The organism is Actinomadura sp. K4S16 (assembly GCF_008327685.1).
GTDB lineage: Bacteria > Actinomycetota > Actinomycetes > Streptosporangiales > Streptosporangiaceae > Spirillospora.
Genome location: NZ_BDDE01000010.1, coordinates 626,106 through 650,876 on the forward strand (window position 1 = coordinate 626,106; position 24,771 = coordinate 650,876).

Sequence of the window (24,771 nt, forward strand, 5' to 3'; positions counted from 1 at the left end):
TCGTCAGCTCTCATCGGTCCTGGGTGTACCCGGCCGATCGTGGTCGGCGTGCCTGACGGGGCCGCCGATCTCCTCCTCCGCCGGGGCGATGATGCCGCCGCCCGTGTCCTCCGGCCGGCGCAGCACGTTCAGGACGTGGTAGCCGACCAGCACGGCGATGGTGCCGAGCGCGATGCCCTGGAGCGGGAAGTCGTCGGTCACCTGGAGTGTCACGTTCCCGATCGCCAGAATGATCGCGGCGGCCACCGGGACGAGGTTGACCGGGTCGGCGAAGTCGACCCGGTTCTCGATCCAGATCTTCGCGCCGAGCAGCCCGATCATCCCGTAGAGGACGACGGTGATGCCGCCGAGGACGCCGCCCGGCGTCGCGGCGACGAGGGCACCGAACTTCGGGCACAGCCCGAACAGGATCGCCACGATCGCGGCGACGAAGTAGGCGGCGGTCGAGTAGATCCTGGTCGCCGCCATGACGCCGATGTTCTCGGCGTAGGTGGTGGTGGGCGAGCCGCCCACGGCGGTGGCGAGGGCGGTGCCGACGCCGTCCGCGGCGATGGCCCGGCCGAGGACCGGGTCCAGGTCGTCGTGCGTCATCGCGGCCACGGCCTTGACGTGCCCGGTGTTCTCCGCGATCAGCGCGATGACGGCGGGCAGCGCCAGCAGGATCGCCGAGGTCTTGAAGTCGGGGGCGTGCAGGTCGGGGAACCCGAACCAGTCGGCGGCCTTCACGCTCGTGAGGTTCACCCGGTCGTGCGGGAACGCGGTGGCGACGCAGAAGGGGCCCTCCGCCGCGCACGGCTTGCCGGCGCCGTCCAGCAGGTTCTGGCCGGGCAGCACGGAGGTGATCTTCCCGGCCGCGGCGTCGAGGAGCCACGACAGGACGAAGCCGAACACCAGCGCCAGCAGGATCGTGATCCGCGCCCAGAAGCCGCGCAGCAGCACCGCGCAGAGCACCGCGAACGCCAGCGTCGCCAGCGCCACCCACTGGTCCTGCGGCCAGTACACGGTCGCGACGACGGGGGCCAGGTTGAACCCGATCAGCATGACCACGGCGCCGGTGACCACCGGCGGGAACACCTTGTGGATGACCTCGCCGCCCACCACGTGGATGAGCACGCCGATCACCGCGAGCACCAGGCCCGCGACGAGGATCGCCCCGGTGACGGTGGCGCTGTCGCCGCCCGCCGCGCGGATCGCCGCGACCGCGCCGACGAACGAGGCGCTCGTGCCGAGGTAGCTCGGCACCCGGCCGCCCACGATCAGCAGGAACAGGATCGTCGCGATCCCGGACATCATGATCGCCAGGTTGGGGTCCAGGCCCATCACGACCGGGAACACGAAGGTCGCCCCGAACATCGCGACCACGTGCTGGGCGCCGATGCCCGCGGTCCGCGGCCACGACAGCCGCTCGTCCGGCCGCACGACCTCCCCGGGCGGCGGCGTCCGTCCGTCGCCGTGCAGCTTCCAGCCGATCACCATGGGGGTCCTCCTGCTCAGCCGGCCGCGTTCCCGCGGGCCTTTCATGCGGGCAAGGTAGATCTACCCTGGTGGGCGGGCATCGGCGACATCTGCCAAACCGCGCGTCCAGGATTGGGAGGACCGGCCGGTGCGCGGACGCGCCGAGCTGGGGCGACGGCCGTCCGGCTCCGGTGTGGCGCCCCGGGGGTCCGGGGCGGTGGCGCTACCCTCAGATACCCCGCATGCGCAGCACGTGAAGGGCGAGGGTGAGGTTGAGCCGCAGATGGGCGTCCTCGGTGAACGCTCCGAGCATCCTTTCCAGCTTCCCGATGCGGTAGCGCAGCGTGTTGTAGTGGAAGTGCAGCCGGCGGGCCGTCTCCGCGACGTTGAGGTTCGTCTCCAGCAGCACCTGGAGGGTGCGGCGCAGGTCGACCAGCTCCGGCTCGTCGTCGGCGGCGAGGTCGCCCAGCGTCTCGCGGACGAACGCGTGCAGCTCGTCCGGGTCGGAGACGAGGCTGAGCAGCCGGTACACGCCGAGCTGGTCGAAGTGCGCCCGCGCGCCCGCCCCGTTGAGCTGGCGCCCGACCCGCACGGCCTTCACCGCCTGCTCGTAGGCCTCGGGCAGCGCGGCCGGCGAGCTCACCGTCCGGCTGATCCCGGTGGAGAACGTGCGCCGCACCGGCAGGTGCTCGGCGAAGATCGACGAGGCCTCCTTGACCATCGCCTGGACCGGTCCGGCGGTCCACTCGGCCGGGTCGCCGCCCTCGGCGCCCACGATCGCCACGACCTCGTGGGCGAAGCTCGCGACGGCCGCGCCCCGGTCGTGCCGCCGGACGGCCGTCGTCCAGGCCGCGGCGAGCCGCTCCTGCGCGGCCCGCTCCTCGGCGCCGCGGACGCCGCGCGCGCCGCCGTCGGGCTCGACGGCCCTGCCCGCCGGGAGGGCCCGGCCCTTGCCCTCGGCCTCCTGGCCCGAGGCGCCGCGGGGGCGCCCGTCCAGTTCGGCGACGACCACCATCATCGGCCGGTCGAGGTCCCAGCCGAACCCGCCGCAGTGCGACACGATCCGGTCGTCGCCGCCCGCCCGGCCCGCGAGGATGTCGCGCAGGAAGTCGGCGCGGTACTTGCTCTCCACCGCCGCGACGGCCTGCTGCTTGGTCACCACGAGCGCGGCGACGGTCGCGGCGCGCTCCAGGATGCCGAGGTCGGTGCCGCGCAGGGTGCCGCCGGGGCTGAACGCGACGATCCGGCCGTGGTCGAACCCGCCCGCCATCACGGGCACGACCAGGTGGTCGCCGGTGCCGTGCGCGCCGATGATGCCGCAGCCGCCGCGGCCGCACGCCGCGTGCCGGCCCGCGTCGAAGGCCCGCATCGCCTGGACGTGCTCGTCGGGGCCGGCGCCCGCGAGCACCCGCTGCTCGCCGTCCAGCACCACGACCGCCACGTCCAGCAGCGTCGCGACCTCGTCCACGACCTCCTGGAGGCCGCCGCCGCACAGCACGATCTGCACGAGCGCCCGGTGCACCTCCTCGGTGCGGGCGAGGACGGCCGCCTGCCGGTTCAGGATGTCGGTCAGCACCTGGTTCAGGATGTCGTCGAAGCCGACGTCGTTCGGGAGCAGGATCAGGGGGAAGCCGCGCCGGTCCGCCTGCGCGATCATCTCGGCGGGCAGCGAGTCCAGGTAGCGGCCCAGCTTGATGGCCAGCGCCGCGAGGCCGCGCTCGTCCAGGTCGGCGACCAGGTTGTCGAGCGACTGGGGGGTGTTGCGGAGGGGGTAGCCGGTGGTGAGCAGCAGTTCGTTCGGTTTGACCCACGACAGGATGTCGGGGACCTCCATCACGTTCAGCCGCTGGACGACGCGCTCGAGTCCGGCCCGTCCGGCGATGAGGCGGGCGCCGTTCAGGGTGCTGACGCCGAGGACCTCGCCGACCGAAAGGCCGTAGGTCAGGGTTCCGGTACTCGCGAGCCGGAGGGCCGGTGGGCCCGGGTCCGCAGTGGTGTAACTCATGCCAGGGGTCACCTCGCCTTTTGGTGCGTACATCGCCCGTGACGGCGTGATCGCTACCGATGCCTGATCAACACTGACAACAAAGACGAACGATGACAACCATCCTTGGCAGTTTTATCCATACGTCCAATGGCGGCCCCGTTCTACCGTCATGCCGGAGGCCGGGCCGTCCGCACGCCGGGCGGCCGCCGACACCGGCCTCGGGAGGATCCGTGACCGCTCTCGTCCGCGACCCGATCCGGCTCCCGGACCGCCCCGGAGGGCGGCCCCCCGCCGCCGGCGCCGCGAGCCTCGCGCTTCGGCCCCTGCTCGACCCGCCGCGCCGCGCGGCCCGCGTCATCGCGGTCTTCCCCGCGGCGCTGTACCTGGAGATGCGCGGGGGCGGCCCCGGAGGGCGCCGCGAGCCGCGCGTGCTCGCCGTCGTCACCTCCGACGCCGGCCGGCTTCCGAACGCGGTGGTGGTCGTCGCCCACCGGCGCGAGCACCCGTTCCGGTCCGTCCGCGAGGGCGCGGACGCGTTCGTCGGCGACGGCCGGATCGAGGCGGAGGGCCTCAACGTGCGCGTGCGCCGCTGGTGGGACCCCTCCCCCGTGCTCGGCGCGATGCAGCCCGCCTCGCTCTCCCGGGGAATCCGCGCCCTGGAGGCCGAACTGACCGCGGCCGGCGCGCTCACCGCCGAAGGCCCGTCGGGCGGCGGCCTCGCCGGGCATCCCGACCCGGACGCGCTCGCCGCGTCCTGCGCCGCGGGCGACCTCGCGGGCGCCGTGGAGGCGGCCGAGCGGATCGTCGGCCTCGGCCCCGGGCTGACACCGAGCGGCGACGACATCCTGTGCGGCCTGCTGGCCGCGCTAAGGCTGGTCGGCGGCGCCGTCCGGCACGGCGACGCCGCGGTGGGGCTGGCCGACTGGCTCGGCGCGGCCGTCACCGCCGACGCCGGCACCCGCACGACGGCGCTGGCCGCAACGCTGCTGCACTGCGCGGCGGCGGGCCAGGCGGGCGCCGAGGTGACCGCCGTCCTGCGCTGCGTCGCGGGCCACGAGCCGCCACAGGCCGCCGTCCGCCGCCTGCTCGCGGTGGGCCACACGTCGGGCGCGGACCTCGCGCACGGCGTCCTCGCCGGATGCCGCGCCGCCCTCGCCCTCAGCGCCTCCGCGTATCTCCGGGTCCAGCACCTCCAGGTGCCGCGCATCCCGGTACAGCACCTCCACACCCCGAGGGCCACCGCATGACGGACTGGGTCGAGGTGCGGCGGGGGGGCTACCACGATTCGGTCACGCTGATGCGGGTGAGCCGGCTCCTGTCGGAACGGTCCGGCGTCGCCGCGGCCATGGTGGCGATGGGCACCGAGCTGAACCGCGAGATGTTCGGCCGCATGGGCTTCGCCGTGCCGGACGGCGCCGGGCCGGACGACCTGGTCGTGGCGGTCCGTGTCGACGAGGACGGGCCCGGCGAGGGCGGGCTGGAGGGTGTGCGGGAAGCGCTGGACGCGCTGCTGCGCGAGGCGTCCCGCCCGCCCGCGGGGGGCGGGATCCTGGGCGCGCCCGCGCCGGCCAGGACGACCGGGTCCGCCGCGGCCCGCGGCGACGCGACCGTGGCGCTGCTGTCGGTGCCGGGCCCGCACGTCTTCCCGGAGGCGATGGACGCCCTGGACGCCGGCCTCAACGTGATGATCTTCAGCGACAACGTGCCGGTCGGGCAGGAGATCACGCTGAAGGAGGCGGCGGCGCGGCGCGGGCTGATCGTGATGGGCCCGGACTGCGGGACCGCCGTGATCGGCGGCGCGGGCCTCGGGTTCGCCAACGCGGTGCGGCCCGGCCCGGTCGGCGTCGTCGCGGCGTCCGGGACGGGCGCGCAGCAGCTGATGTGCCTGCTGGACGCGGCGGGCACCGGCGTCAGCCACGTGCTCGGCGTCGGCGGGCGGGACCTGTCGCCCGAGGTGAGCGGCCGGTCGGCGCTCGCCGCGCTGGCCGCGCTGGACGCCGACCCCGGCACCGAGCTGATCGTGCTGGTGTCCAAGCCGCCCACGCCGCAGGTGCTGGACCTGATCCGGGAGGCCGCCCGGCGGCTGGACACCCCGGTGGTGTTCGCGCTGCCGCTGCCCGGCGAGGACGACCTGACGCGCGCGGCGGAGAAGGCGCTGCGGGCGCTCGGCCGTCCCGTCCCGACGTGGCCGCGCTGGGTCTCGCCCCGGCGCGCCGCGCCCGCTCCCGGCCTGGCGCTGCGCGGGCTGTTCGCGGGCGGGACGCTGCGCGACGAGGCCGAGATGATCGCGCGGGACGCGCTCGGCCGGGACCTGGAGGCGCGCGGCCACCGGTTCACCGACTTCGGCGACGACGCCTACACGCGCGGCCGCGCGCACCCGATGATCGACCCGACGCTGCGGCTGGAGGCGCTGCGCGCCGAGGCCGCCGACGACGGCTGCGGCGTCCTGCTCCTGGACGTGGTGCTCGGCCACGGCGCGGAGCCCGATCCGGCCGCCGCGCTCGTCCCGGCCGTCACCGCGGCGGTGCGGGACCGGCCCGACCTCGCCGTCGTCGTGTCGCTCTGCGGGACGCCGGCGGACCCGCAGGACCGCGACCGGCAGGCCGCCGCGCTGTGCGAGGCGGGCGCGGAGGTGTTCGCCTCCAACGCGCAGGCGACCCGGCACGCGCTGGCGCTGGTGGACGGGTCGATCGTCGAAGGGATGCCCGGATGAGCGACAACCGGGACCAGCACCGCGGGCACCGGCTGGGAGGGCTGCTCTCGCGCGAGCCGCGCGTCGTCGCGACCGGGGTCGAGGTGCTCGCGAGCGCGCTCGCCGAGCAGGCCGTCCCGGTGGAGTCGGTCGACTGGCGGCCGCCGCCTGCCGGGACGGAGGCCGCGCTCGCGGCCGTCCTCGGCGACCCCGGCCACGCCGACGCCAACGCCCGCGCCGTCCAGCGGATGGTGACGGCGCGCCCGCACCTGGTGGACGTGCGCCCCGCGCGCGACGTGCTCGGCCTGGAGCCGGGGAAGTTCCTGCACGCGGGCCCGCCGCTGGAATGGGAGCGGGCGTCCGGCCCGATGCGCGGCGCGCTGATCGGCGCGATGCTCCTGGAGGGGCTCGCCGAGACGCCGCGCGGCGCCGAGCGCGAACTGGAGCGCGGCGCGGCGGTGTTCGAGCCGTGCCACCACCACGCCGCGGTCGGCCCGATGGCGGGCGTCGTCAGCCCGTCCATGTGGATGCTCGTGGTCGAGGACGCCGAGCACGGCGGGACGTCCTACTGCTCGCTCAACGAGGGCCTCGGGAAGGTGCTGCGGTACGGGGCGTACGGGCCGGAGGTGATCGAGCGGCTGGCGTGGATGGGCGAGGTGCTCGGCCCGGCGCTGCGCGAGGCCGTCCGGCGGCACGGGCCGATAGACCTGATGGCGCTCATCGCGCAGGCCCTGCAGATGGGCGACGAGCTGCACAACCGCAACCGGGCGGCGACGTCGCTGCTGCTGCGCGAGCTGGCGCCCGCGCTCGCGGCGGCCGAGGAGGTGCCCCGCGCGAGGGCCGCCGAGGCGCTGCGGTTCGCGGCGGGCAACGACCACTTCTTCCTCAACGCGGGGATGGCGGCGGCGAAGGCCTGCGCGGACGCGGCCCGCGGCGTGCCGGGGTCGAGCCTCGTCGTGGCGATGGCCCGCAACGGCACCGACTTCGGCATCCAGGTGTCGGGGACGGGCGACCGCTGGTTCACCGGCCCTGCCGGCGTCCCGGACGGCCTCTACCTCGGCGGCTACGGCCCGGACGACGCCAACCCCGACATCGGCGACTCGGCGATCACCGAGACGGCCGGGATGGGCGGGTTCGCGCTCGCCGCCGCGCCCGCGATCGTCCGGTTCGTCGGCGGGGAGGTCCCCGACGCGGTGGCCGCCACCCAGCGGATGTACGAGATCACCCTCGCCGAGCACCCGGTGCTGCAGATCCCGCTGCTGTCGTTCCGCGGGACCCCGGTGGGCGTGGACGTCACGCGGGTCGTCCGCACCGGGATCCTGCCCGTCATCGACACCGGCATCGCCGGGCGGGAGGCCGGCACGGGCCAGGTCGGCGCCGGACTGGTCGAGCCGCCGGCGAACGTCTTCACCGACGCCCTGCACGCCCTCGCGGAGCCGGCCTGACCGCCGAGGCGGAGTCGGCCGGGCCGCCGCGGCGGAGATCGCGTAGCCGTGGCGGCGGGGGTAACGTCGCACGCATGAGCGAGTCGATCAGCGGGGAGCGGTCCGCCCTCACCGGCGAGCAGTACGCCCTCAGCGCGGGGCACTACCAGGCCGTCGTCACCGAGTCGGGCGCGAGCCTGCGCGAGCTGACCCGCGAGGGGCGCCCGCTCGTGCTGACGCACGGCGCCGACGAGCCGGCCCCCGCCGCGTTCGGGCACCTGCTGATCCCGTGGCCGAACCGCGTCGACCGCGGCACCTACGAGTACGGCGGGGCCTCGCACCGGCTCGACCTGTCCGAGCCCGAGCGCGACTGCGCGATCCACGGGCTCGTCCGGTGGGCGGCGTGGACGGCGGCCGAGCACGAGCCCGACCGGGTGCGGCTCACGCACCGGCTGCTCGGCACGGCCGGGTACCCGTTCCGCCTCGACCTGGAGGCGGAGTACACCCTGGACGCCGAGGAAGGGCTGCGCGTGCGGATGACGGCCCGCAACACCGGCACCAGGACCGCCCCCTACGGGCACGGCGCGCACCCCTACCTGACGGTCGGCGAGCCCATCGACGGCTGCACCGTCACGCTGGGCGCCGACCGGTACCTCCCGGTGGACGAGCGGATGATCCCGTCCGGGCCGTCCCAGGACGTGACCGGCACCCAGTACGACCTGCGCACCGGGCCCGTGTTCGGGGACCGGCGGATCGACAACGCCTACACCGGGCTCAACCGCGACGGCCACGGCCGCGCCTGGGTGACGCTGTCCGGCGGCGACCGCACGGTGCGGCTCTGGGCCGACGAGGCGCACCCGTGGATGGAGGTCTACACCGCCGACAACGCCCCGGACCCGCGCTCCGGCCTCGGCGTCGAGCCCATGACGTGCCCGCCCAACGCGTTCGCGTCCGGGGAGGGCGTCGTCGACCTCGCACCGGGCGAGGAGTTCAGCGGAAGCTGGGGGATCCAGGCGGCCTGATCACGCGGTATCGGTTCCCTAGCCGGTGGGGGTTGGGGGATCATTGCGGGGTGAACCTCAGCGTCTCCTCGTACGACGACCTGTCCGCGCGCATCGCCGCCGTCCGCGACGCCCACGGCGAGCGCTTCCCCGGCGGCGCGGAAGGCCGCCAACCGGTCCACACGGTGTACGTCCCGGCGGACCGGTTCTCCCGCTCGACGCCCGCCGACTTCGGCGCCGAGGCGCTGCGGCTGCTGAACACCCACACGCCGGGCGCCGGATCGTTCGGCGCGGCGTTCGGGCTCGACCCCGAGCTCGCCGGGCCGGTGCGGGAGCGCGTCGCGGCGAAGCTGGCCGCCGAGCCGGTCGAGGACATCCGGATCGACTTCGAGGACGGCTACGGGGTCCGCGACGACACCGAGGAGGACGCCCACGTCGACCAGGTCGTCGAGGCGGTCGGCGCCGCGTACCAGGTGAAGGGCCTGCCGCACTACTGGGGGCTGCGGGTCAAGTCGTTCGCCGACGGCGGCCACGAGCGCGCGATGCGGACGCTGGACGGGTTCCTGACCGCGCTGCGCGACCGGCTCGGCCGGCTGCCCGGCGGCTTCACCATCACCTTCCCCAAGGTGACCTCGATCGAGCACGTCCGCCTGTTCGTGGAGTTCCTCGACCGGCTGGAGACCTCGCTCGGGCTCCCGCAGGGCATCCTGCGGTTCGAGATCCAGATCGAGACGCCGCAGGCGCTCATGGACGACGAGGAGAAGCGGATCGGGCTCCAGTCGCTGGTCTCCCAGGCGCAGGGCCGCATCACCGCCGCCCACTTCGGCGTGTTCGACTACACCGCCGCGCTCGGGCTGCCGCCGCACGAGCAGCGCCTCGACCACCCCGCCTGCGACTTCGCCCGGCACATCATGCAGGTGTCGCTGGCGGGCACCGGGGTCCGGCTGTCGGACGGCTCCACCAACGTCATCCCCCGCAACGACGGGCCCGACGAGGTCAACGCGACCTGGGCCGTGCACGCCGCGCACGTCCGGCACTCGCTGGCGCACGGCTTCTACCAGGGCTGGGACCTGCACCCCGCGCACCTGCCGAGCCGGTACGCGGCGGTGTACGCGTTCCACCTGGGCGGCGTCGACGACGTGATCGGACGGGTGCGGGCCTGGCACGAGCAGGCGGGGAACGCGAACGGCGTCCTGGACGAGCCCGCCACCATCAGGGCGCTCACCGCCCGGCTGCGCCGTGCGGTCGACTGCGGGGCGCTGGACGAGAGCGTTCTGCCCGAAGGCGGTTGAGCTCAGGGGTCTCCTTGAGCGCGGACAGGTCGTCCGGGGTGTCGATGTCGTCGGGGGCGGCGACGTCGTCGCACGGGACCTGCGTCACCAGCTCCGGGTGGGCGCGCAGGTAGCCGCGCGCCCCCTGGTCGCCGACCGCGGCCTCGGCGGCGCCGGCGAAGTGCGCGGCGGTCAGCAGGACGGGGTTGCGCGGCGCTCCCCCATAGGCGGCGACCGCGATCGCGGCGCCCTCCTCGTACGCGGCGATGAGCCGCGCGACGGCGGCGGGCGTCACCAGGGGCTGGTCGACCAGCGCGACGACCACGGCGGGGCAGCGGGGCGGCAGCGCCGCGAGCCCGGTGCGCAGGGACGAGCCCATGCCGTCCCGCCAGTCGGGGTTGGGGACGACGACGGCGCCGATGACCTCGATCTGCGCGGCCCCCGCCACCACCAGGACCGGGGAGCAGCCGCCGTCCCGCAGCGTGCGGACGCCCCGGTCGACGAGCCGCTCGCCGTCCAGTTCCAGCGTCGCCTTGGGCCGCCCGAGGCGGCTGCCCTCCCCGGCGGCGAGCAGCAGGCCGGCCGGGGACTCCTCACCGTGCAACGTCATCCCGCGAGGGTAGTGCGCTCACGTCGCCCTTCCCGGTATCCGACGCGCCGGGACCCGGCTCGTGTGAATCCGACTCCGTGTGGATCCGGCCGCTGGTGTCGGTGAGCGGGCGGCCGGAACCGCCCCAGCGCAGCTGGACCAGCTCCGCCGCGATCGACACGGCCGTCTCCTCCGGCGTGCGGGCCCCGAGGTCCAGGCCGATCGGCGAGCGCAGCCGGGCCAGTTCGGCATCGGACAGGCCGGCCTCACGGAGCCGGGCCGTCCGGTCGTCATGGGTACGGCGCGAACCCATCGCGCCGACGTACCCGGCATCGGTGCGCAGCGCCACCTCCAGCAGCGGCACGTCGAACTTGGGGTCGTGGGTGAGGACGCAGATCGCGGTCCGCCCGTCGATGGCGTCGCGCGTCTCCTCCAGGAACTTGTGCGGCCACTTCACCACGACCTCGTCGGCCTCGGGGAACCGCTTGGGCGTCGCGAACACCGGCCGCGCGTCGCACACCGTCACGTGGTAGCCGAGGAACTTGCCGATCCGGGCGACGGCCGCCGCGAAGTCGATCGCGCCGAACACCAGCAGCCGCGGCGGCGGCGCGAACGAGTGCACGAAGACGCTGAGGTCGTCCAGCCGCCGCTCCCCCTCGGGCCCGTAGTGCCGCTGCCCGGTGAGGCCCTGGGCGAGCATGCCGCGCGCGTCGTCGTCCACCGCCGCGTCGAGGCGGGCCGCGTGCGGGGCGCCGGGCGCGAGGGACCCGGACGCCCGGTCGGTGAAGACCACCCGGCGGGCGCCGATCCGCCCGGGCCCGGCCACGACGGTGGCGACCGCGACCGGCTCGCGCGCCTCGATCGCGGCGGCGACCTCCGGGAACTCGGGGAAGGTGTCCGGGCCGACGGGCTCCACCAGCACGTCCAGGATGCCGCCGCAGGTCAGGCCGACGGCGAACGCGTCGTCGTCGCTCACCCCGTACCGCTGGACGACGGGCTCGCCGGTCTCCAGCACCGTCTGCCCCAGCTCGTACACGGCGCCCTCGACGCAGCCGCCCGACACGCTGCCCGCGACCTCCCCGTCCGGCGAGACGGCCATCGCCGCGCCCGGCGGGCGCGGCGCGCTGCGGAAGGTGTTCACGACGGTCGCGAGCGCGAACGTCCGCCCGGACCCGTACCAGTCGGCGATGTCGCCGAGCACGTCACGCATGGGACCTCCCCTTTCCGGCGCCCGCGACGATGCGGGCCAGCTCCTCCAGGGCAGCGAGGCTGTGCCCGGAGGTGAAGTCGTCGACGTGCGGGAGCGCCGCCGCCATCCCCGCGGTCAGCGGCTCGTACCCGGGCCGCGCCTTGTGCGGGTTCGCCCACACCACCCGGTGCGCGAGCCGGTGCAGCCGCGCCATCTGCGCGCCGAGCAGGCCGGCGTCGCCGCGCTCCCACCCGTCCGAGGCGATCACCACGACCGCGCCCCGCGCCAGCCCCCGCTGCCCGAACCGGTCGAGGAACTCCTTCAGCTCCTCGCCGAGCCGGGTGCCGCCGCTCCAGTCCGGGATGGCCGCCGACGCCGCCGCCATCGCCGCGTCCGGGTCGCGGTGCCGCAGCTCCCGGGTGAGGCGGGTGAGGCGCGTCCCGGCGCTGAACACCTCGACGTCCCGGCCGCCGGAGCGGGCGGCGGCGTGCGCGAACCGCAGCAGCGCGTCGGCGTACGGGCTCATCGACCCGCTGACGTCCACGATCAGCACGACCCGGCGCGGCCGGGTGCGGTGGCTCCGGTGCCGCAGCAGGGACGTCTCGCCGCCGCGCCGCAGCGTCTCCCGGACGGTGCGCGCCGGGTCGAGCCGCCCGGACGTCGCCGGGGCGAACCGCCGCGACCTGCGCCGCTCGGCCCCCGCGTCCAGCAGGGCGATGAGCCGCGCGACCTCGGCGCGCTCGGCGGCGCCGAGCCGCGCCACGTCCCGGTCGCGGAGCACCTCGACGTCGCTGGCCGTCGCCGCCTCCAGGTCCCCCTCCCGGTCGCCGCCCGGCCCGCCCGGCTCCGCCGTCGGGACCCGGCGCACCACCACGGGCGGCGTCCTGCGCCCCGGCCGGGCGGTCGCGCCCGAGAAGTACGCGGCGAAGCACCGGTCGTAGCGGGCGAGGTCGTCGGGGTCGGCGCACAGGGTGAGCCGCCCCGCCCAGTACACGTCGCCGGCGTCGAGCACGTCGAGGTGGTCGAGCGCGGCGAGCATCGCCTGGACCCGCTCGGGATCGGCCGCCCCGCCCGCCGCGCGCACCGTCCGGGCGAAGCCGACCATCGTCTCGGTGACGTCCCGGTCCACGGCTAACCCCCGCTGAGCAGGGCCTCTAGCCCGACGGCGCCGCCGGCGCCGGCCGCTCCGCCGAGCACGCGCTGCTGGTCCTCGCGGTACTTCAGGACGGCGCCGAGCGTCACCGCCGCCGTCCCCGGGTCGAGGTCGCGGACGCCGAGGGCGACGAGCGCCTCCGTCCAGTCCAGGGTCTCGGCGACGCCCGGCGGCTTCAGCAGGTCGGTCTCGCGCATCCGCTGCGCGGCCCGCGCCACCTGCCCGGCCAGCCGCTCCGACGCGTCCGGCAGCCGCCGCCTGATGATCGCGACCTCGCGGTCGAAGTCCGGATGCTCCAGCCAGTGGTACAGGCAGCGGCGCTTCAGCGCGTCGTGGACCTCGCGGGTGCGGTTGGAGGTCACCACGACGACCGGCGGCCGCTCGGCCCGGATCGTGCCCAGCTCCGGAACGGTGATCGTGAAGTCGCTGAGGACCTCGAGCAGGAACGCCTCGAACTCGTCGTCGGCGCGGTCCAGCTCGTCGACGAGCAGCACGCTGGGCGACGTCTCCAGCGCCTGGAGCAGCGGCCGCGCCAGCAGGAACCGCCGGTCGTAGAGCTCGCCCTCCAGCCGCGCCACGTCGCTGACGCCCGCGGCCTCCGCCGCGCGCAGGTGCAGGAGCTGGCGGGGGAAGTCCCAGTCGTAGAGCGCCTGCGACGCGTCGAGCCCCTCGTAGCACTGCAGCCGGATCAGCGGCGCGTCGAGCCCCCGGGCGAGGGTCTTGGCCAGCTCCGTCTTGCCGACGCCGGCCTCCCCCTCCAGGAACAGGGGCCGCCCCATCCGCAGCGCGAGGAAGCAGGCCGTGGCCAGCCCCTCGTCGCTCAGGTAGCCATGCCTGTCGAGCAGGCCCGCGAGCTCCGCGGGCGATCCGACCTGGTCCACGGTCATCGGCGCCGCCTCCCCCACGGATCACAGGCTACTCAGCCCGAGACCCAAGTCACACATCCGGCTTCACCGGACATGCGGTTCAGGGCGGACGGGCGGGCCAGGCGCGTCCGCGAACCGGAGCTGTTCGTCCCGCAGGGCACGAACGCCGAGATGCGGTGGGAGGCCATCCGCGGGCAGGGGGAGCTCACGCCCGCCGACCGGTTCTTCGTCCGCAACCACGTCGCCACACCGCTCATCGACGCGCGGACCTGGCGGCTGAGGCTGTGGGGCACCGGCCTGCGCGGCGCACCGGCCGAGGACCGCCCCGTCGAGTTCACCTACGAGGACCTTCTCCGGCTCCCGTCGGAGAAGGTCACCGCGTTCATCGAGTGCACGGGCAACGGGCGCGGGTTCTACACCTCCCAGCGGGGCCAGGAGGTGTCGGGGACGGCCTGGCGGCTCGGCGCGGTCGGGTCGCCCGCTGGCGCGGGGTCCGCCTGGCGACCGTCCTGCGTCGCGCAGGTATCACCCCCGAGGCCGTGGACATCATGCCGCGCGGGTTGGACGCTGACTTTGTGGACAAGGGCGAGAACCTGGGCCGCGTGCGGCGCCCCCTGCCGGTGGCGAAGGCCATGAAGGACGCACTCCTCGCCTACGAGATGAACGGCGCTCCCCTGCCGCCCGACCACGGCTACCCGGTGCGCCTGGTCGTGCCCTCATGGGCGGGGATCGCGTGCGGCCGGACGTGGCGCCGCGCGCGCCCGCGGGACCGTCACCCGAACCCGCGCGGCTGGGTCCGCTGGGAACTGCCGTGGCGCCCGGAAAGGCCGGGCCGCCACGAGCTCCTGGCGCGCGCGACCGACGAGACCGGCGCGACCCAGCCCGCGACCGCCCCCTACAACACCCTCGGCTATCTCTTCGGCGCCGTCGTACGGCACCCGGTCACCATCGTCTGACACCCCGCCATCACCTCAGCACCGTCTGAAAGGACCCCCATGGCACTGTGGAAGCCGGACCCGACGTTCTACGCGTCACCCCGCGACGCCGCCTCCGCGCCGCCGGAGAAGCTCGCCTATGTCGCGGCGTTCGACCGGGCCGCCGAGAAGCCGGACGCGATCGCGGTGCTCGACGTGGACCCCGGCTCCGCCGCCTACGGCTCCGTGGTGGGGTGGACCGAGCTGCCCAACCTCGGCGACGAGCTGCACCACTTCGGGTGGAACGCGTGCAGCAGCGCCCTGTGCCCCGGGTCGCCGCATCCGCACGTCGAGCGCCGGTACCTGATCGTCCCGGGGCTGCGGTCGTCGCGGGTCTACGTCATCGACACCAAGGACGACCCGACCGCCCCGAAGATCGTCAAGACGCTGGAGGCGGACGAGCTGGCCAAGCGCGCCGGGTACTCGCGCCCGCACACCGTCCACTGCGGGCCGGAGGGCCTCTACCTGACCGCCCTCGGCGGGGCGAACGGCGAGGACGGGCCGGGCGGGATCGCGCTGCTCGACCACACCTCCTTCGAGGTGCTCGGGCGGTGGGAGGTCGACCGGGGGCCGCAGTACTACGCCTACGACGCCTGGTGGCACATCGCGCACGACGTTCTCATCACGTCCGAGTGGGGCACGCCGTCCATGGTCGAGGACGGTGTCGTCGGCGAACTGCTGCTCGGGCGCGAGTACGGCCATTCGCTGAACTTCTTCGACCTGCGCAAGCGCAAGCACGTCCAGACGGTCGACCTCGGGGACGAGCACCAGATGGTCCTGGAGCTGCGTCCGGCGCACGACCCGACGAAGCTCTACGGGTTCGCGGGCGTGGTCGTCAGCGTCGAGGACCTGTCGGCGTCGGTCTGGGTCTGGCACCGCGACGGCGACCGGTGGGCGGCGACGAAGGTGATCACAATCCCCGCCGAGCCGGCCGACCCGGACGACCTGCCGCCCGTCATCCGCCCGTTCGGGGCCGTGCCCCCGCTCGTGACGGACATCGACCTGTCCGTGGACGACCAGTGGCTGTACGTCTCGTGCTGGGGCACCGGGGAGCTGAAGCGCTACGACGTCAGCGACCCGTTCCACCCGGTGGAGGCGGGCTCGGTGCGCATCGGCGGCATCGTGCGCCGCACCCCGCATCCCGCCGGCCCCGGCCGCCCCCTCGCGGGCGGGCCGCAGATGGTCGAGGTCAGCCGCGACGGGAAGCGCGTCTACGTCACCAACTCGCTCTACGGCTCGTGGGACGACCAGTTCTACCCCGACGGCGTCGGCGCGTGGATGGCCAAGCTCGACTCCACCCCGGAGGGCTTCTCGTTCGACGAGCGGTTCTTCCCGAGCGGCGACGACTTCCGGGGCCTGCGGCCGCACCAGACGCGCCTCCAGGGCGGCGACGCGTCCTCGGACTCCTACTGCTACCCGTGAACGACGGGTCGCTCGCGGCGCTGGTCGCGCTCGGCGCGTTCCACGGCCTCAACCCGGCCATGGGATGGCTGTTCGCGGTTGCCCGCGGCCTCCAGGAGCGCAGCCGGTCGCTCGTGCTGCAGTCGCTCCCGGCCATCGCCGCGGGCCACGCCGCCTCCGTCGGCGCCGTCGCCGTCCTGGTCGCCCTCACCCGCTCCGTCGTCGCGACCCGCGCGGTCGCGATCGGCGGCGGGGCGGTGCTCGTCGGGTTCGGCCTGTGGCGGCTGCTGTCGCAACGGCACTTCCGGTGGGTCGGCATGCGGATCTCGCTGTGGCAGCTCGCCGGCTGGTCGTTCCTGATGTCGTCGGTGCACGGCGCGGGCCTGATGCTGCTGCCCGTGCTCACCTCCTCCGGAACGGCCCCGGCGGGCCACGGCCACGGCCTGGCCTCGTCGTCCGGGAGCGCCCTGTCGACCGGCGTGTTCGTCACGGCGGTGCACACCCTGTCGATGTTCGCCGTCGCCGGAGTGATCGCCGTGCTCGTCTACGAGATCGTCGGCCTGGCCGTCCTGCGCCGCGCCTGGTTCAACCTCGACCGCCTGTGGGCGGTGGCCCTGATAGGCGCCGGCGCCGTCACCGCCCTGACCGCCTGGTGATCCTGGGCCGGACGCGGCGGCCCGCGCCTGGCTCTACCGGCGCTTGCCGACGGCCGAGAGATCGATCTCGATCGGGAAAGGCGCCGTCACCTTGAGCTGGTCGTGGTGAATTCCGGTCATGACGTACGCGGCGCAGGCCGGATCGAACTCGTAGACATAGACGATGGTCCTGCCCTCGTCCTCTTCGACACGCCAGAAGTGCCTGATGCCGGCCTCCCGGTACCTGCGCGGTTTGACCTCCCGGTCGCGAATCCGCGAATCGGGGGAGACCGCCTCGACCACGAGGACGACGTCTTCGGGAAGGTAGTAGGTCGACGGCTCGTCGCGCTCGTAGGCCTCCGCCGTGACGACCAGCACGTCCGGCTCGGGCGCATGCCGGTCGGAGAGCCTCACGGTCATCTCCCGGTCGGCGCACAGGGCCGCGGGCGCCTGCCGGTTGAGCTCGTCCCGCAGCAGGTTGATCACACGCACGTGCCACTTGCGCTGCGGACTCACGAAGACCAGACTCCCGTCGATCAGCTCCGTGTGCCGGGGCAGACCGCGCATGCGGAGGAAGTCGTCGGCGGTGAAGCCGTCCGGCGGGGGGATCACCCAGTCTGGCAGCGCCTCAAGGTCCATGTGGCAACTTTCCGCAATCGCCTCGACACTCTGAGCGGTCATGTGCCCACCTTCGCACACGGACGCTCCCTCGGTCCTGGCATCAGCCTAGAACGGCGACCGTTCAAGCGGCGGGGCGGACGGCGCGGGTCAGGCGGGGTCGGGGGCTTCGCCCCGGGCGTGGAGGAGGGCGCGGAGCTCGGCGAGCTGGTGGGCGGCGAGGGTCTTCTCGGCGCCGTTGATGCCCATGGCGCCGAGGGACGTGCCGTCGGCCAGGTCGAGCGTGGGCCACGGGTCGCCGACGGTCATGGAGACGTCGACGACCTCGGGCCATTCGAGGCGGCGGGTGCGGAAGGCGTTGACGACCGTGAGGCCGGACTCGTCGGCGCTGACGCGGCAGCGGGCCAGCATGTGCAGGATCCAGGCGACCCCCGCGCCGAACGCGACCATCAGGAGCCGGTCGAACAGCTTGAACTGCGGCGCCACCACCACGGCGAGCACGATCATGCCGAGCACGATCACGCCCGCCGTGGTGTAGGCGACGAGCCGGGTGGTGCGGGGGCGCCACACCGCCGGCAGGGCCGGGACGTCAGTCAACGATCTTCGCGATGGGGATCTCGAGGATGTCGTGGGCGCCCGCCGCCTTCAGCGCCGGGATCAGCGTGTTGACGCCGCGCTTGGCGACCACCGACTCCACGGCGTTGGACTCCCCGCCGGCGAGCGAGGTGACCGTGGGCGACGCCATCGCGGGCATGATGTCGAGGACCTTCTGCAGGTCGGCGTGCGCGACGTTCAGCTTCAGCAGCACCTTGCCCCGCGCGCGGATCACGCCCTGGAGCAGCAGGGCGACGTCCTCCATCGCGGCGCGCTTCTCGGCGTCCTCGTAGGCGTCGCGGTTCGCGACCAGCTCGGTGTAGCTGGTCAGGAGCGTGTCGAGGATGCGCAGGCCGTTCTTGCGCAGCGACGAGCCGGTCTCGGTGAGGTCGACGATCGCGTCCACGATGTCGGGCACCTTCGCCTCGGTCGCGCCGTAGGACGGGACGACCGTGGCCTTCACGCCGTGCTGGTCGAGGAACCGCTTGGTCATCGCCGGGAACTCGGTGGAGATCCGGACGCCCTCCGGCAGGTCGGCCACCGACTGCCAGGGCGCGCCCTCGGGCACCGCCATGATCACGCGGACCGGGTTGGAGGTGGCCTTGGAGTACTTCAGCTCCCCGAGGCTGACGACGTCGGCGTCGGTCTCGGTGATCCAGTCGCGGCCGGTGATGCCGAGGTCGAACAGGCCCTGTTCGAGGTAGGTCGGGATCTCCTGCGGGCGCAGGACGCGGACCCGGTCGATGCGGGGGTCGTCGATGGAGGCGCGGTAGTCGCGGTCCGAGGCCCGCTGGACGGTGAGGTCGGCGGCGTCGAACAGCTGCATGGTCGCCTTCTCCAGCGACCCCTTGGGCAGAACGAGTGACAGCACGGATCGGCCTTTCGATGAGGATGTGTACGGGATACCGGGACGTTCAGGAGCGCTGACGCCCTCTGCTTCGGAACTGCTCCCCGCTCGGGAGCCGCCCCATGGCTAGGAGCCCAGATGCTCCAGGCCGTGCCCGGCGTGACCGTGATGCCGCAGACCTCGCAGGGTCAGTGCCGTGTCGAGTGCGGCCACAGTCGCCTCCCATCCCTTGTCCTCGGAGCTGCCTGGCAGCCCGCTGCGTTCCAGTGCCTGCTCAATGGTGTCACATGTGAGGACTCCGTTGCCCACCGGAGTCGACTCGTCCAGCGCGACCCGGGTCACACCGGCGGTCACCGAGTCGCACACGTAGTCGAAATGGGCGGTGGCGCCCCGGATGACCGCGCCCAGGCACACGACGGCGTCGAACTCGCGGGCCATCTGCTGGGCGATCACGGGCAGTTCGAGCGCGCCGGCCACGCGGGCCGCGACCGGCTGGTCCACGCCGCACGCCTTCGCCGCCGCGAGCGCCCGCTCCAGCAGCCGGTCGGTGATCTGCCCGTGCCAGCGGGTGCAGACGATGCCGAGCGTGAGCCCGGCCGCGTCGACCGTGATGTCCTCGGGGCGTCCCGCGCCGCTCATGAGAGTCCCTCGTTCTCGTGTCCCAGTTCGATCTGGTGGCCCAGGCGGTCGCGCTTGACCGTCAGGTAGCGCCGGTTGTGCTCGGTGACGATGACGGGCATGGCCTCCCGCCCCCGCACGTCCACCCCGAAGCCGCCCAGGCCCTTGAGCTTGTCGGGGTTGTTGGTGAGCACCCGGACCGAGCGTACGCCCAGCTCGCGCAGCATGTGGCCGGCGTTGGAGTACTCGCGCGCGTCGGCGGGCAGCCCCAGCTCCAGGTTGGCGTCGACGGTGTCGGAGCCGTTGTCCTGGAGCGCGTACGCCTGGAGCTTGGCGAGCAGGCCGATCCCGCGCCCCTCGTGCCCGCGCAGGTACAGCACGATGCCGCGGCCCTCCTCGGCGATCCGCTCCATCGCCGCGTCCAACTGGGTGCCGCAGTCGCAGCGCTCGGAGTGCAGGACGTCGCCGGTGAGGCACTCGGAATGGGCCCTGACCAGGACGTTCTCGCCGTCGCCGAGGTCGCCGAGCACGAGGGCGATGTGCTCGCCGCCGTCGATGGCGCTGGAGAACCCGACCGCGCGCCACATCCCGTACCGGTTGGGCAGGCGGGTCTCGACGACGCGGGTGACCATCGACTCGGTGCGCCTGCGGTACTCGGCGAGTTGTTCGATGGAGACGAGCTTGAGCCCGTGCTCCTTGGCGAAGACCTGGAGTTCGGGCAGGCGCGCCATGGTGCCGTCCTCGTTCACCACCTCGGCGAGGACGCCGGCCGGGGGCAGCCCGGCGAGCCGGGCGAGGTCGACGGCGGCCTCGGTGTGGCCGCGCCGGCGCAGGACGCCGCCCTCGCGGTAGCGGAGCGGGAAGATGTGGCCGGGACGGACGAAGTCGCTCGGTTCCGACGCCGAGTCGCACAGGGTGCGGATCGTGTGCGCCCGGTCGGCGGCGGAGATGCCGGTGGAGACGCCGAGCCGGGCGTCCACGCTGACCGTGTACGCGGTGCGCATGCGCTCGGTGTTCTGCGCGGTCATCAGCGGGATCTGCAGCCGGTCGAGGTCGGGGCCCTCCATCGGGACGCAGATGACGCCGCTGGTGTAGCGGATCGTGAACGTCAGCAGCTCGGGCGTCGCCTTCGACGCCGCGAAGATGATGTCGCCCTCGTTCTCGCGGTCCTCGTCGTCGACTACCACGACGGGGCGCCCCGCCGCGATGTCGGCGACCGCCGACTCGACGGAGTCGAAGATGCCCGTACCGATCCCTGCGTCGTCGAGCACTGTGTCGTTGCCGCTCATGCGGTCACCGCCTTCTGCCTGGGGTTGCGCGTGCCCCGGGACTCCCGGAGCCAGTTCCTGAACCCGACCATCACCATCACGAAGAAGATCCCGTAGACCGCACCGGAGACGTACAGCCCGGACTTGAGCGCCAGCGGCACCCCGACCAGGTCGACCAGCACCCAGACGATCCAGAAGTCGACGAGCGCGCGGCTCTGCGCGAACGTCGCGACCGCGCTGCCGACGAAGATGTAGGCGTTCGCCCACGGCGACCAGGCGACCTTCAGCCAGTCGAGGTGGACGAACAGCTCGGCCACCACGGCCGTGCCGGCCAGGAGCGCGGCCACCAGCACGACGCGTTCCCTGAGCGTCGCCTGCCGGACGACCAGTCCTTCGGCCTCGCGCCGCCCGCGGGTCCACATGAACCACCCGTACAGGGCGAGACCGCAGAAGAGGACCTGCTTGAGCGCGTTGCCAGGGACGTGGGCGTGCAGCGAGGCCGCGAGCAGCAGGAGGGCGCCGACCAGCTGCACCGGCCACGTCCAGAGGGTCTTGCGCATCGCGAGCCAGACGACGGCGAGCGACAGGACGTTGCCGACGAGGTCGGTCCAGAGGATGTGCTCGCCGAAGACCTCGAAACCGGCGCCAAGCCAGCTCATGACCGGTCTCCCAGCATGCGCTCGACGTACTTGGCCACGACGTCCACTTCGAGGTTCACCGGGTCGCCGGGCCGCTTGTGGCCGAGGGTGGTCAGCGCGAGCGTCGTCGGGATGAGGGCGACGCTGAACCGGTCGGCGCCGGCCTCGACGACCGTGAGGCTGATCCCGTCGACGGTGATGGAGCCCTTGTCGACCAGGTAGCGGCTCAACTCGGCGGGGAGGGAGACCGTCACCACGTCCCACCGCTCCCCCGGCTCGCGGGAGATGATCGCGCCGACGCCGTCGACGTGGCCCTGGACGAGATGGCCGCCGAGCCGGTCGGACAGCCGCACGGGGCGTTCGAGGTTGACCTTGGAGCCGGGTTCCAGCACGCCCAGGCTGGACTTGTCGAGCGTCTCCTTGATGACGTCGGCGGTGAAGACCCCGTCCTTGACGGCCACCACGGTGAGGCATACGCCGTTGACCGCGATCGACGCGCCGTGGACGGCGTCCTGGGTGACCAGCGGCCCGCGGACCGCGAGCGCGACCGAGTCCCCCTGGGGGTCGACCGCCACGATCTCGCCGAGCTCCTCGACGATGCCGGTGAACATCTCCCGGGCCTCCTAGATCAGGGCTCCGGGGGACGCTGGTGGACGTACGTGCGTCCGAATACACCCCTGGCCAGGGGCGTACCGCGCGCTGCCTCCCATCCGGACTTTCACCGTCGGTCCCGGAGTTCCACCGGGTCAACCGGCCGATGGCTTCGGCCGGGTCGCGGACTGTCACCGCCGGTTCGGAATTTCACCGACCCCGGAGCACGCGTTCATGCTTTGCCAACCAGTGTGCCACGCATTCCATTCCGCGCCCGTGTGGCCATCGCCACAAACACCACCGAGTCGGACACCGCCAGAAGGCCGCCGAACAGGCCGGCGCGCCGTGCCCCACGGCGGAGACAGTGCTTGACGGCGGGTCTTGCCGGGAGCGGGGGGCTCGATGCAAGTTGTTACCTGACCCCCTGCCGTTCATTTGGGAAGCCTCATGGCGAAGCTGAACCTGTCGCCCAAGATCCTTGACGTTCTCGACTTCGGTACGCCGTCCGCGGAGCGCGACATCTCCCGGGGCCTGGAGAAGTACTTCGTGGAGTCCGCCGCCTACCGCCGCGTCCGGTCCGGGGCGAAGACGGAGGCCTCGGGGGGCGAGCACACCGCCTGGAGCGGCGGCACCGCCGGGGCCGGGCACTCCAGGGGTTGGTGAGCCCGGGAGCTCAGCCGAGGGCGAGGTGCAGGCCGGTCGGGGTGGACCTCACGCGGCTCAGGTCCCGGACGACGTGGTGGGCCTCCGCGAGGGACTCCTCCGGATGGCTCGTGACCAGCGCCACCACGATGGCGCCGGCGGCGCGGCCCGCGGCGATCCCGGCGGGGGCGTCCTCGACGACCACGCAGGCGGACGGGTCCACGCCCAGGCGGCGGGCCGCCTGGAGGTAGCCGGAGGGGTCGGGCTTGCCGGCCTGCACGTCCTCCGCGGTGACCACGATCGGCGGAGCGGGGATGCCGGCCACGTCGGTGCGGACCTTGAACTGCGCCCGGTCCATGGACGTGACGAAGGCGTGGAGCAGGCCGCTCATGTCCGCCAGCAGCTCGACGGCGCCGGGCAGGGCGGTGATGCCGTCTGTGCTGGCCGCCTCCAAAGCGTCCAGATGCGCGGTGGCCTCACGGACGAGTTCGGCTGGGAGGAAGTCGGCTACACGGTCGCTCGTGCGGCGGCCATGGGCGCCCGACATGAACTCGTCCGGGTCGATGCCGTACTCGACGGCCCATGCACGCCCCGCGCGCTCGACGAGAGGCGTCGAGTCGACCAGGGTGCCGTCCACGTCGAACAGGACGGCGGCGCAGGGCAGAGTCACTGTGGGAGTGCTCACCAGTCCGCCTTGGCCGTGGCCTCCTCGGCCTGGCCGCGCAGCCGTCGGACGGCCTCGGCCGGGTCGTCGGCCCCGTAGACGGCGCTGCCCGCGACGAAGACGTCCGCTCCCGCCTCCGCGCAGCGCTCGATCGTCTCGGCGCTGACGCCGCCGTCCACCTGGAGCCAGACGGGCAGGTCGCGGCCCTTGATGAGCTCCCGCGCGCGGCGGACCTTCGGCAGGACGACGTCCAGGAACTTCTGGCCGCCGAAACCGGGCTCGACGGTCATCAGCAGGAGCATGTCGATCTCGCCGAGGAGGTCTTCGAAGCCGTCCACCGGGGTGGCCGGGTTGACGCCCAGCCCGGCGCGCGCGCCCGCGGCGCGGATGGTGCGCAGGGTGCGGATGGGCGCCTTCGCCGCCTCGGCGTGGATGGTGACGCTCCCGGCTCCCGCCTCGGCGTACTGCGGCGCCCAGCGGTCGGGGTCCTCGATCATCAGGTGGCAGTCGAGGGGAAGCGCGCTGCTGCGGAGCAGCGACTCCACGACGGGCAGTCCCAGGGTGAGGTTCGGGACGAAGTGGTTGTCCATCACGTCGACGTGGACCCAGTCGGCGGAGTCGGCGATGCGCGCGACGTCCTCGGCCAGGCGGGCGAAGTCGGCGGACAGGATGCTGGGTGCGATCTGAGGAGCCATGATGCCCAGAGTCTATTGGCGCAGGCCCGCCCGATCGTCACCCGCCCGGGTGAGACTGGGGGTGGGCCGGGCCGCCAGGCGCGCGCGGACGAAGACCTCCGGCGCGCCCGCCATCACCCACAGCACGAGCACGGCTTGGACGACGAACGCCTGGATCAGGTTCGTCCCCTCGAAGAGGGCGATGACCGCGGCCCCGGCGAGGCCCACCGGAAGTCGTGCCAGGCGCTGCCAGGCCTTGCCTCCCGGATCGAACCAGCCGCGCCAGGCGACTATGGACACGCCCATCAGGAGGCCGCACAGAGCACCGCACGCCTGGGCCGAATCGGTCAGTGTGACGGGGTCGGTGACGCCTCCGGCCGCCCTGATGGACTCGGCCCATGCCTGTGGCCACTGCCAGTTGCGCAGCGGCCGTAGCGCGCCCCACGACGCCGCGAGCAGCAGCAAGGGGACCGCGAGGGAGAGGGCCATCTGCACGGCCAGATGCTGCCGGCGCCACCACGGGACGACGATGGGCTCCAGCCCGAGGGCGGCGACCAGGACGGCCAGCCCGACGCCCCAGCCCGCCAGGACCTGCCCCAGCGAGTGGACGCCGAGGTAGACGCGTGACACCCCGATCAGGACGATGACGACGACGGCGCCCGCCCACAGGTACCACCGCCTGGTCTGGGCGGCGAAGAAGCCCCAGCCCGCGACGCTGTTCTGAGCGTGGCCGGACGGCATCCCGAAGGACGACAGCGACTGCCTGCCCCGGATGTTCGGGTCCGTCCAGTACGGGCGGGGAGCGTGGAAGACCAGCTTGAGGAGGGCGTTGACGACCGCGCCGAACAGCAGGACGACCGCGGCCCGCGCGGCGAGCCGCGGCGCCACGCACCAGAACAGCGCCAGGAGCAGCGGGACGTAGAAGGCCGCGCTGCCCAGGTAGGACATGAAGACCATGAAGCCGGTCAGCAGAGAACCTC

The 24,771-nt window shown here is 73.7% G+C and carries 24 protein-coding genes, 1 pseudogene and 1 riboswitch; of the genes and pseudogenes, 9 read left to right on the top strand and 16 right to left on the bottom strand.

Annotated elements, in window-relative coordinates:
- Nucleotides 1-3: 3 nt before the first annotated feature.
- Together K4S16_RS03685 and K4S16_RS03690 are read right to left on the bottom strand one after the other, a co-directional pair.
- Nucleotides 4-1,476: a uracil-xanthine permease family protein gene (locus K4S16_RS03685; protein ID WP_149258009.1), complete on the bottom strand. Its 1,473-nt coding sequence runs from the start codon at nucleotides 1,474-1,476 to the stop codon at nucleotides 4-6.
- A 208-nt stretch (nucleotides 1,477-1,684) separates the two neighbouring features.
- Nucleotides 1,685-3,460, bottom strand: coding sequence for a PucR family transcriptional regulator (locus tag K4S16_RS03690; RefSeq protein WP_149257341.1), 1,776 nt, complete (start codon nucleotides 3,458-3,460; stop codon nucleotides 1,685-1,687).
- A gap of 212 nt (nucleotides 3,461-3,672) precedes the next feature.
- On the opposite strand from K4S16_RS03690, the gene K4S16_RS03695 reads away from it, so the two are divergent.
- The 5 genes from K4S16_RS03695 (at nucleotide 3,673) to K4S16_RS03715 (ending at nucleotide 9,851) form a co-directional block, all read left to right on the top strand.
- Nucleotides 3,673-4,689: a DUF2877 domain-containing protein gene (locus tag K4S16_RS03695; protein WP_149257342.1), complete on the top strand. Its 1,017-nt coding sequence runs from the start codon at nucleotides 3,673-3,675 to the stop codon at nucleotides 4,687-4,689.
- Nucleotides 4,686-6,155, top strand: a complete 1,470-nt coding sequence (locus K4S16_RS03700) for an FdrA family protein (protein ID WP_149257343.1) — start codon at nucleotides 4,686-4,688, stop codon at nucleotides 6,153-6,155. Before K4S16_RS03695 ends, K4S16_RS03700 begins: the two co-directional genes overlap by 4 nt.
- A complete protein-coding gene (locus K4S16_RS03705; protein WP_149257344.1) occupies nucleotides 6,152-7,579 on the top strand; it encodes a DUF1116 domain-containing protein in 1,428 nt (475 codons plus the stop codon). The genes K4S16_RS03700 and K4S16_RS03705 overlap by 4 nt, the downstream gene beginning before the upstream one ends.
- A gap of 74 nt (nucleotides 7,580-7,653) precedes the next feature.
- Entirely contained in the window at nucleotides 7,654-8,580 is a 927-nt protein-coding gene (locus K4S16_RS03710; protein ID WP_149257345.1) for an aldose 1-epimerase family protein, read from the top strand.
- A gap of 50 nt (nucleotides 8,581-8,630) precedes the next feature.
- Nucleotides 8,631-9,851 (top strand): DUF6986 family protein, encoded by a 1,221-nt coding sequence (locus K4S16_RS03715; RefSeq protein WP_149257346.1) that lies wholly within the window; start codon nucleotides 8,631-8,633, stop codon nucleotides 9,849-9,851.
- Here the strand turns inward: K4S16_RS03715 and K4S16_RS03720 are convergent.
- The 4 genes from K4S16_RS03720 to K4S16_RS03735 are packed head-to-tail and all read right to left on the bottom strand — an operon-like array spanning nucleotide 9,781 to nucleotide 13,648.
- Nucleotides 9,781-10,440, bottom strand: a complete 660-nt coding sequence (locus tag K4S16_RS03720; RefSeq protein ID WP_149257347.1) for an NTP transferase domain-containing protein — start codon at nucleotides 10,438-10,440, stop codon at nucleotides 9,781-9,783. The genes K4S16_RS03715 and K4S16_RS03720 overlap by 71 nt on opposite strands.
- Nucleotides 10,424-11,629: an XdhC family protein gene (locus K4S16_RS03725; protein WP_149257348.1), complete on the bottom strand. Its 1,206-nt coding sequence runs from the start codon at nucleotides 11,627-11,629 to the stop codon at nucleotides 10,424-10,426. The genes K4S16_RS03720 and K4S16_RS03725 overlap by 17 nt, the downstream gene beginning before the upstream one ends.
- Nucleotides 11,622-12,737, bottom strand: coding sequence for a VWA domain-containing protein (locus tag K4S16_RS03730; RefSeq protein ID WP_308800776.1), 1,116 nt, complete (start codon nucleotides 12,735-12,737; stop codon nucleotides 11,622-11,624). Before K4S16_RS03730 ends, K4S16_RS03725 begins: the two co-directional genes overlap by 8 nt.
- A 2-nt stretch (nucleotides 12,738-12,739) precedes the next feature.
- A complete protein-coding gene (locus K4S16_RS03735) occupies nucleotides 12,740-13,648 on the bottom strand; it encodes a MoxR family ATPase (RefSeq protein WP_149257349.1) in 909 nt (302 codons plus the stop codon).
- 150 nt (nucleotides 13,649-13,798) lie between these two features.
- Here K4S16_RS03735 and K4S16_RS03740 point away from each other — a divergent pair.
- From K4S16_RS03740 to K4S16_RS03750, 3 genes and pseudogenes are all read left to right on the top strand, one after another.
- Nucleotides 13,799-14,583: pseudogene (locus K4S16_RS03740) on the top strand (molybdopterin-dependent oxidoreductase).
- 39 nt (nucleotides 14,584-14,622) lie between these two features.
- Nucleotides 14,623-16,023, top strand: a complete 1,401-nt coding sequence (locus tag K4S16_RS03745; RefSeq protein ID WP_149257350.1) for a selenium-binding family protein — start codon at nucleotides 14,623-14,625, stop codon at nucleotides 16,021-16,023.
- Nucleotides 16,020-16,658, top strand: a complete 639-nt coding sequence (locus K4S16_RS03750) for a hypothetical protein (protein WP_149257351.1) — start codon at nucleotides 16,020-16,022, stop codon at nucleotides 16,656-16,658. The genes K4S16_RS03745 and K4S16_RS03750 overlap by 4 nt, the downstream gene beginning before the upstream one ends.
- A gap of 33 nt (nucleotides 16,659-16,691) precedes the next feature.
- Here the strand turns inward: K4S16_RS03750 and K4S16_RS03755 are convergent, their stop codons facing one another.
- The 7 genes from K4S16_RS03755 to K4S16_RS03785 form a co-directional block, all read right to left on the bottom strand.
- The gene (locus tag K4S16_RS03755; protein ID WP_235036548.1) at nucleotides 16,692-17,318 is read right to left on the bottom strand and encodes a Uma2 family endonuclease; all 627 of its coding nucleotides are present in this window, start codon (nucleotides 17,316-17,318) and stop codon (nucleotides 16,692-16,694) included.
- An 87-nt stretch (nucleotides 17,319-17,405) separates the two neighbouring features.
- Nucleotides 17,406-17,852, bottom strand: coding sequence for a PH domain-containing protein (locus K4S16_RS03760; protein WP_235036549.1), 447 nt, complete (start codon nucleotides 17,850-17,852; stop codon nucleotides 17,406-17,408).
- Nucleotides 17,845-18,720, bottom strand: coding sequence for an ATP phosphoribosyltransferase (hisG, locus tag K4S16_RS03765; protein WP_149257352.1), 876 nt, complete (start codon nucleotides 18,718-18,720; stop codon nucleotides 17,845-17,847). Before hisG ends, K4S16_RS03760 begins: the two co-directional genes overlap by 8 nt.
- Before the next feature lie 102 nt (nucleotides 18,721-18,822).
- Nucleotides 18,823-19,335 carry a 6,7-dimethyl-8-ribityllumazine synthase gene (ribH, locus tag K4S16_RS03770; RefSeq protein ID WP_149257353.1) on the bottom strand — a complete coding sequence of 171 codons (513 nt, stop codon included), beginning with the start codon at nucleotides 19,333-19,335 and terminating at the stop codon, nucleotides 18,823-18,825.
- Entirely contained in the window at nucleotides 19,332-20,603 is a 1,272-nt protein-coding gene (locus K4S16_RS03775; RefSeq protein ID WP_149257354.1) for a bifunctional 3,4-dihydroxy-2-butanone-4-phosphate synthase/GTP cyclohydrolase II, read from the bottom strand. The genes ribH and K4S16_RS03775 overlap by 4 nt, the downstream gene beginning before the upstream one ends.
- The gene (gene pnuC / locus K4S16_RS03780; RefSeq protein ID WP_149257355.1) at nucleotides 20,600-21,241 is read right to left on the bottom strand and encodes a nicotinamide riboside transporter PnuC; all 642 of its coding nucleotides are present in this window, start codon (nucleotides 21,239-21,241) and stop codon (nucleotides 20,600-20,602) included. Before pnuC ends, K4S16_RS03775 begins: the two co-directional genes overlap by 4 nt.
- Nucleotides 21,238-21,831: a riboflavin synthase gene (locus tag K4S16_RS03785; protein ID WP_149257356.1), complete on the bottom strand. Its 594-nt coding sequence runs from the start codon at nucleotides 21,829-21,831 to the stop codon at nucleotides 21,238-21,240. Before K4S16_RS03785 ends, pnuC begins: the two co-directional genes overlap by 4 nt.
- 81 nt (nucleotides 21,832-21,912) lie before the next feature.
- A riboswitch (FMN riboswitch) is annotated at nucleotides 21,913-22,043 on the bottom strand.
- A 215-nt stretch (nucleotides 22,044-22,258) separates the two neighbouring features.
- On the opposite strand from K4S16_RS03785, the gene K4S16_RS03790 reads away from it, so the two are divergent.
- Nucleotides 22,259-22,474 carry a hypothetical protein gene (locus tag K4S16_RS03790; protein WP_149257357.1) on the top strand — a complete coding sequence of 72 codons (216 nt, stop codon included), beginning with the start codon at nucleotides 22,259-22,261 and terminating at the stop codon, nucleotides 22,472-22,474.
- A gap of 10 nt (nucleotides 22,475-22,484) precedes the next feature.
- Here the strand turns inward: K4S16_RS03790 and K4S16_RS03795 are convergent, their stop codons facing one another.
- From K4S16_RS03795 to K4S16_RS03805, 3 genes are read right to left on the bottom strand one after another with little or no spacing between them, the layout of a single operon-like run.
- Nucleotides 22,485-23,138: an HAD-IA family hydrolase gene (locus K4S16_RS03795; RefSeq protein WP_235036550.1), complete on the bottom strand. Its 654-nt coding sequence runs from the start codon at nucleotides 23,136-23,138 to the stop codon at nucleotides 22,485-22,487.
- Nucleotides 23,135-23,812 carry a ribulose-phosphate 3-epimerase gene (gene rpe, locus K4S16_RS03800; RefSeq protein WP_149257358.1) on the bottom strand — a complete coding sequence of 226 codons (678 nt, stop codon included), beginning with the start codon at nucleotides 23,810-23,812 and terminating at the stop codon, nucleotides 23,135-23,137. The genes K4S16_RS03795 and rpe overlap by 4 nt, the downstream gene beginning before the upstream one ends.
- A 12-nt stretch (nucleotides 23,813-23,824) precedes the next feature.
- Complete coding sequence (locus K4S16_RS03805; RefSeq protein WP_160160846.1) at nucleotides 23,825-24,739, bottom strand: phosphatase PAP2 family protein; 915 nt, start codon at nucleotides 24,737-24,739, stop codon at nucleotides 23,825-23,827.
- Between the last annotated feature and the right edge of the window lie 32 nt (nucleotides 24,740-24,771).

What these genes read in the sequence shown, in the direction of transcription:
- K4S16_RS03685 (WP_149258009.1), bottom strand. Translation starts at nt 1,476, where the DNA reads ATGGTGATCGGCTGGAAGCTGCACGGCGACGGACGGACGCCGCCGCCC.
- K4S16_RS03720 (WP_149257347.1), bottom strand. Translation starts at nt 10,440, where the DNA reads ATGACGTTGCACGGTGAGGAGTCCCCGGCCGGCCTGCTGCTCGCCGCC.
- K4S16_RS03705 (WP_149257344.1), top strand. Translation starts at nt 6,152, where the DNA reads ATGAGCGACAACCGGGACCAGCACCGCGGGCACCGGCTGGGAGGGCTG.
- K4S16_RS03775 (WP_149257354.1), bottom strand. Translation starts at nt 20,603, where the DNA reads ATGAGCGGCAACGACACAGTGCTCGACGACGCAGGGATCGGTACGGGC.
- pnuC (WP_149257355.1), bottom strand. Translation starts at nt 21,241, where the DNA reads ATGAGCTGGCTTGGCGCCGGTTTCGAGGTCTTCGGCGAGCACATCCTC.
- K4S16_RS03735 (WP_149257349.1), bottom strand. Translation starts at nt 13,648, where the DNA reads ATGACCGTGGACCAGGTCGGATCGCCCGCGGAGCTCGCGGGCCTGCTC.
- K4S16_RS03755 (WP_235036548.1), bottom strand. Translation starts at nt 17,318, where the DNA reads ATGACCGCTCAGAGTGTCGAGGCGATTGCGGAAAGTTGCCACATGGAC.
- K4S16_RS03700 (WP_149257343.1), top strand. Translation starts at nt 4,686, where the DNA reads ATGACGGACTGGGTCGAGGTGCGGCGGGGGGGCTACCACGATTCGGTC.
- rpe (WP_149257358.1), bottom strand. Translation starts at nt 23,812, where the DNA reads ATGGCTCCTCAGATCGCACCCAGCATCCTGTCCGCCGACTTCGCCCGC.
- K4S16_RS03790 (WP_149257357.1), top strand. Translation starts at nt 22,259, where the DNA reads ATGGCGAAGCTGAACCTGTCGCCCAAGATCCTTGACGTTCTCGACTTC.
- K4S16_RS03690 (WP_149257341.1), bottom strand. Translation starts at nt 3,460, where the DNA reads ATGAGTTACACCACTGCGGACCCGGGCCCACCGGCCCTCCGGCTCGCG.
- K4S16_RS03710 (WP_149257345.1), top strand. Translation starts at nt 7,654, where the DNA reads ATGAGCGAGTCGATCAGCGGGGAGCGGTCCGCCCTCACCGGCGAGCAG.
- K4S16_RS03805 (WP_160160846.1), bottom strand. Translation starts at nt 24,739, where the DNA reads ATGTCCTACCTGGGCAGCGCGGCCTTCTACGTCCCGCTGCTCCTGGCG.
- K4S16_RS03725 (WP_149257348.1), bottom strand. Translation starts at nt 11,629, where the DNA reads ATGCGTGACGTGCTCGGCGACATCGCCGACTGGTACGGGTCCGGGCGG.
- K4S16_RS03745 (WP_149257350.1), top strand. Translation starts at nt 14,623, where the DNA reads ATGGCACTGTGGAAGCCGGACCCGACGTTCTACGCGTCACCCCGCGAC.
- ribH (WP_149257353.1), bottom strand. Translation starts at nt 19,335, where the DNA reads ATGAGCGGCGCGGGACGCCCCGAGGACATCACGGTCGACGCGGCCGGG.
- K4S16_RS03785 (WP_149257356.1), bottom strand. Translation starts at nt 21,831, where the DNA reads ATGTTCACCGGCATCGTCGAGGAGCTCGGCGAGATCGTGGCGGTCGAC.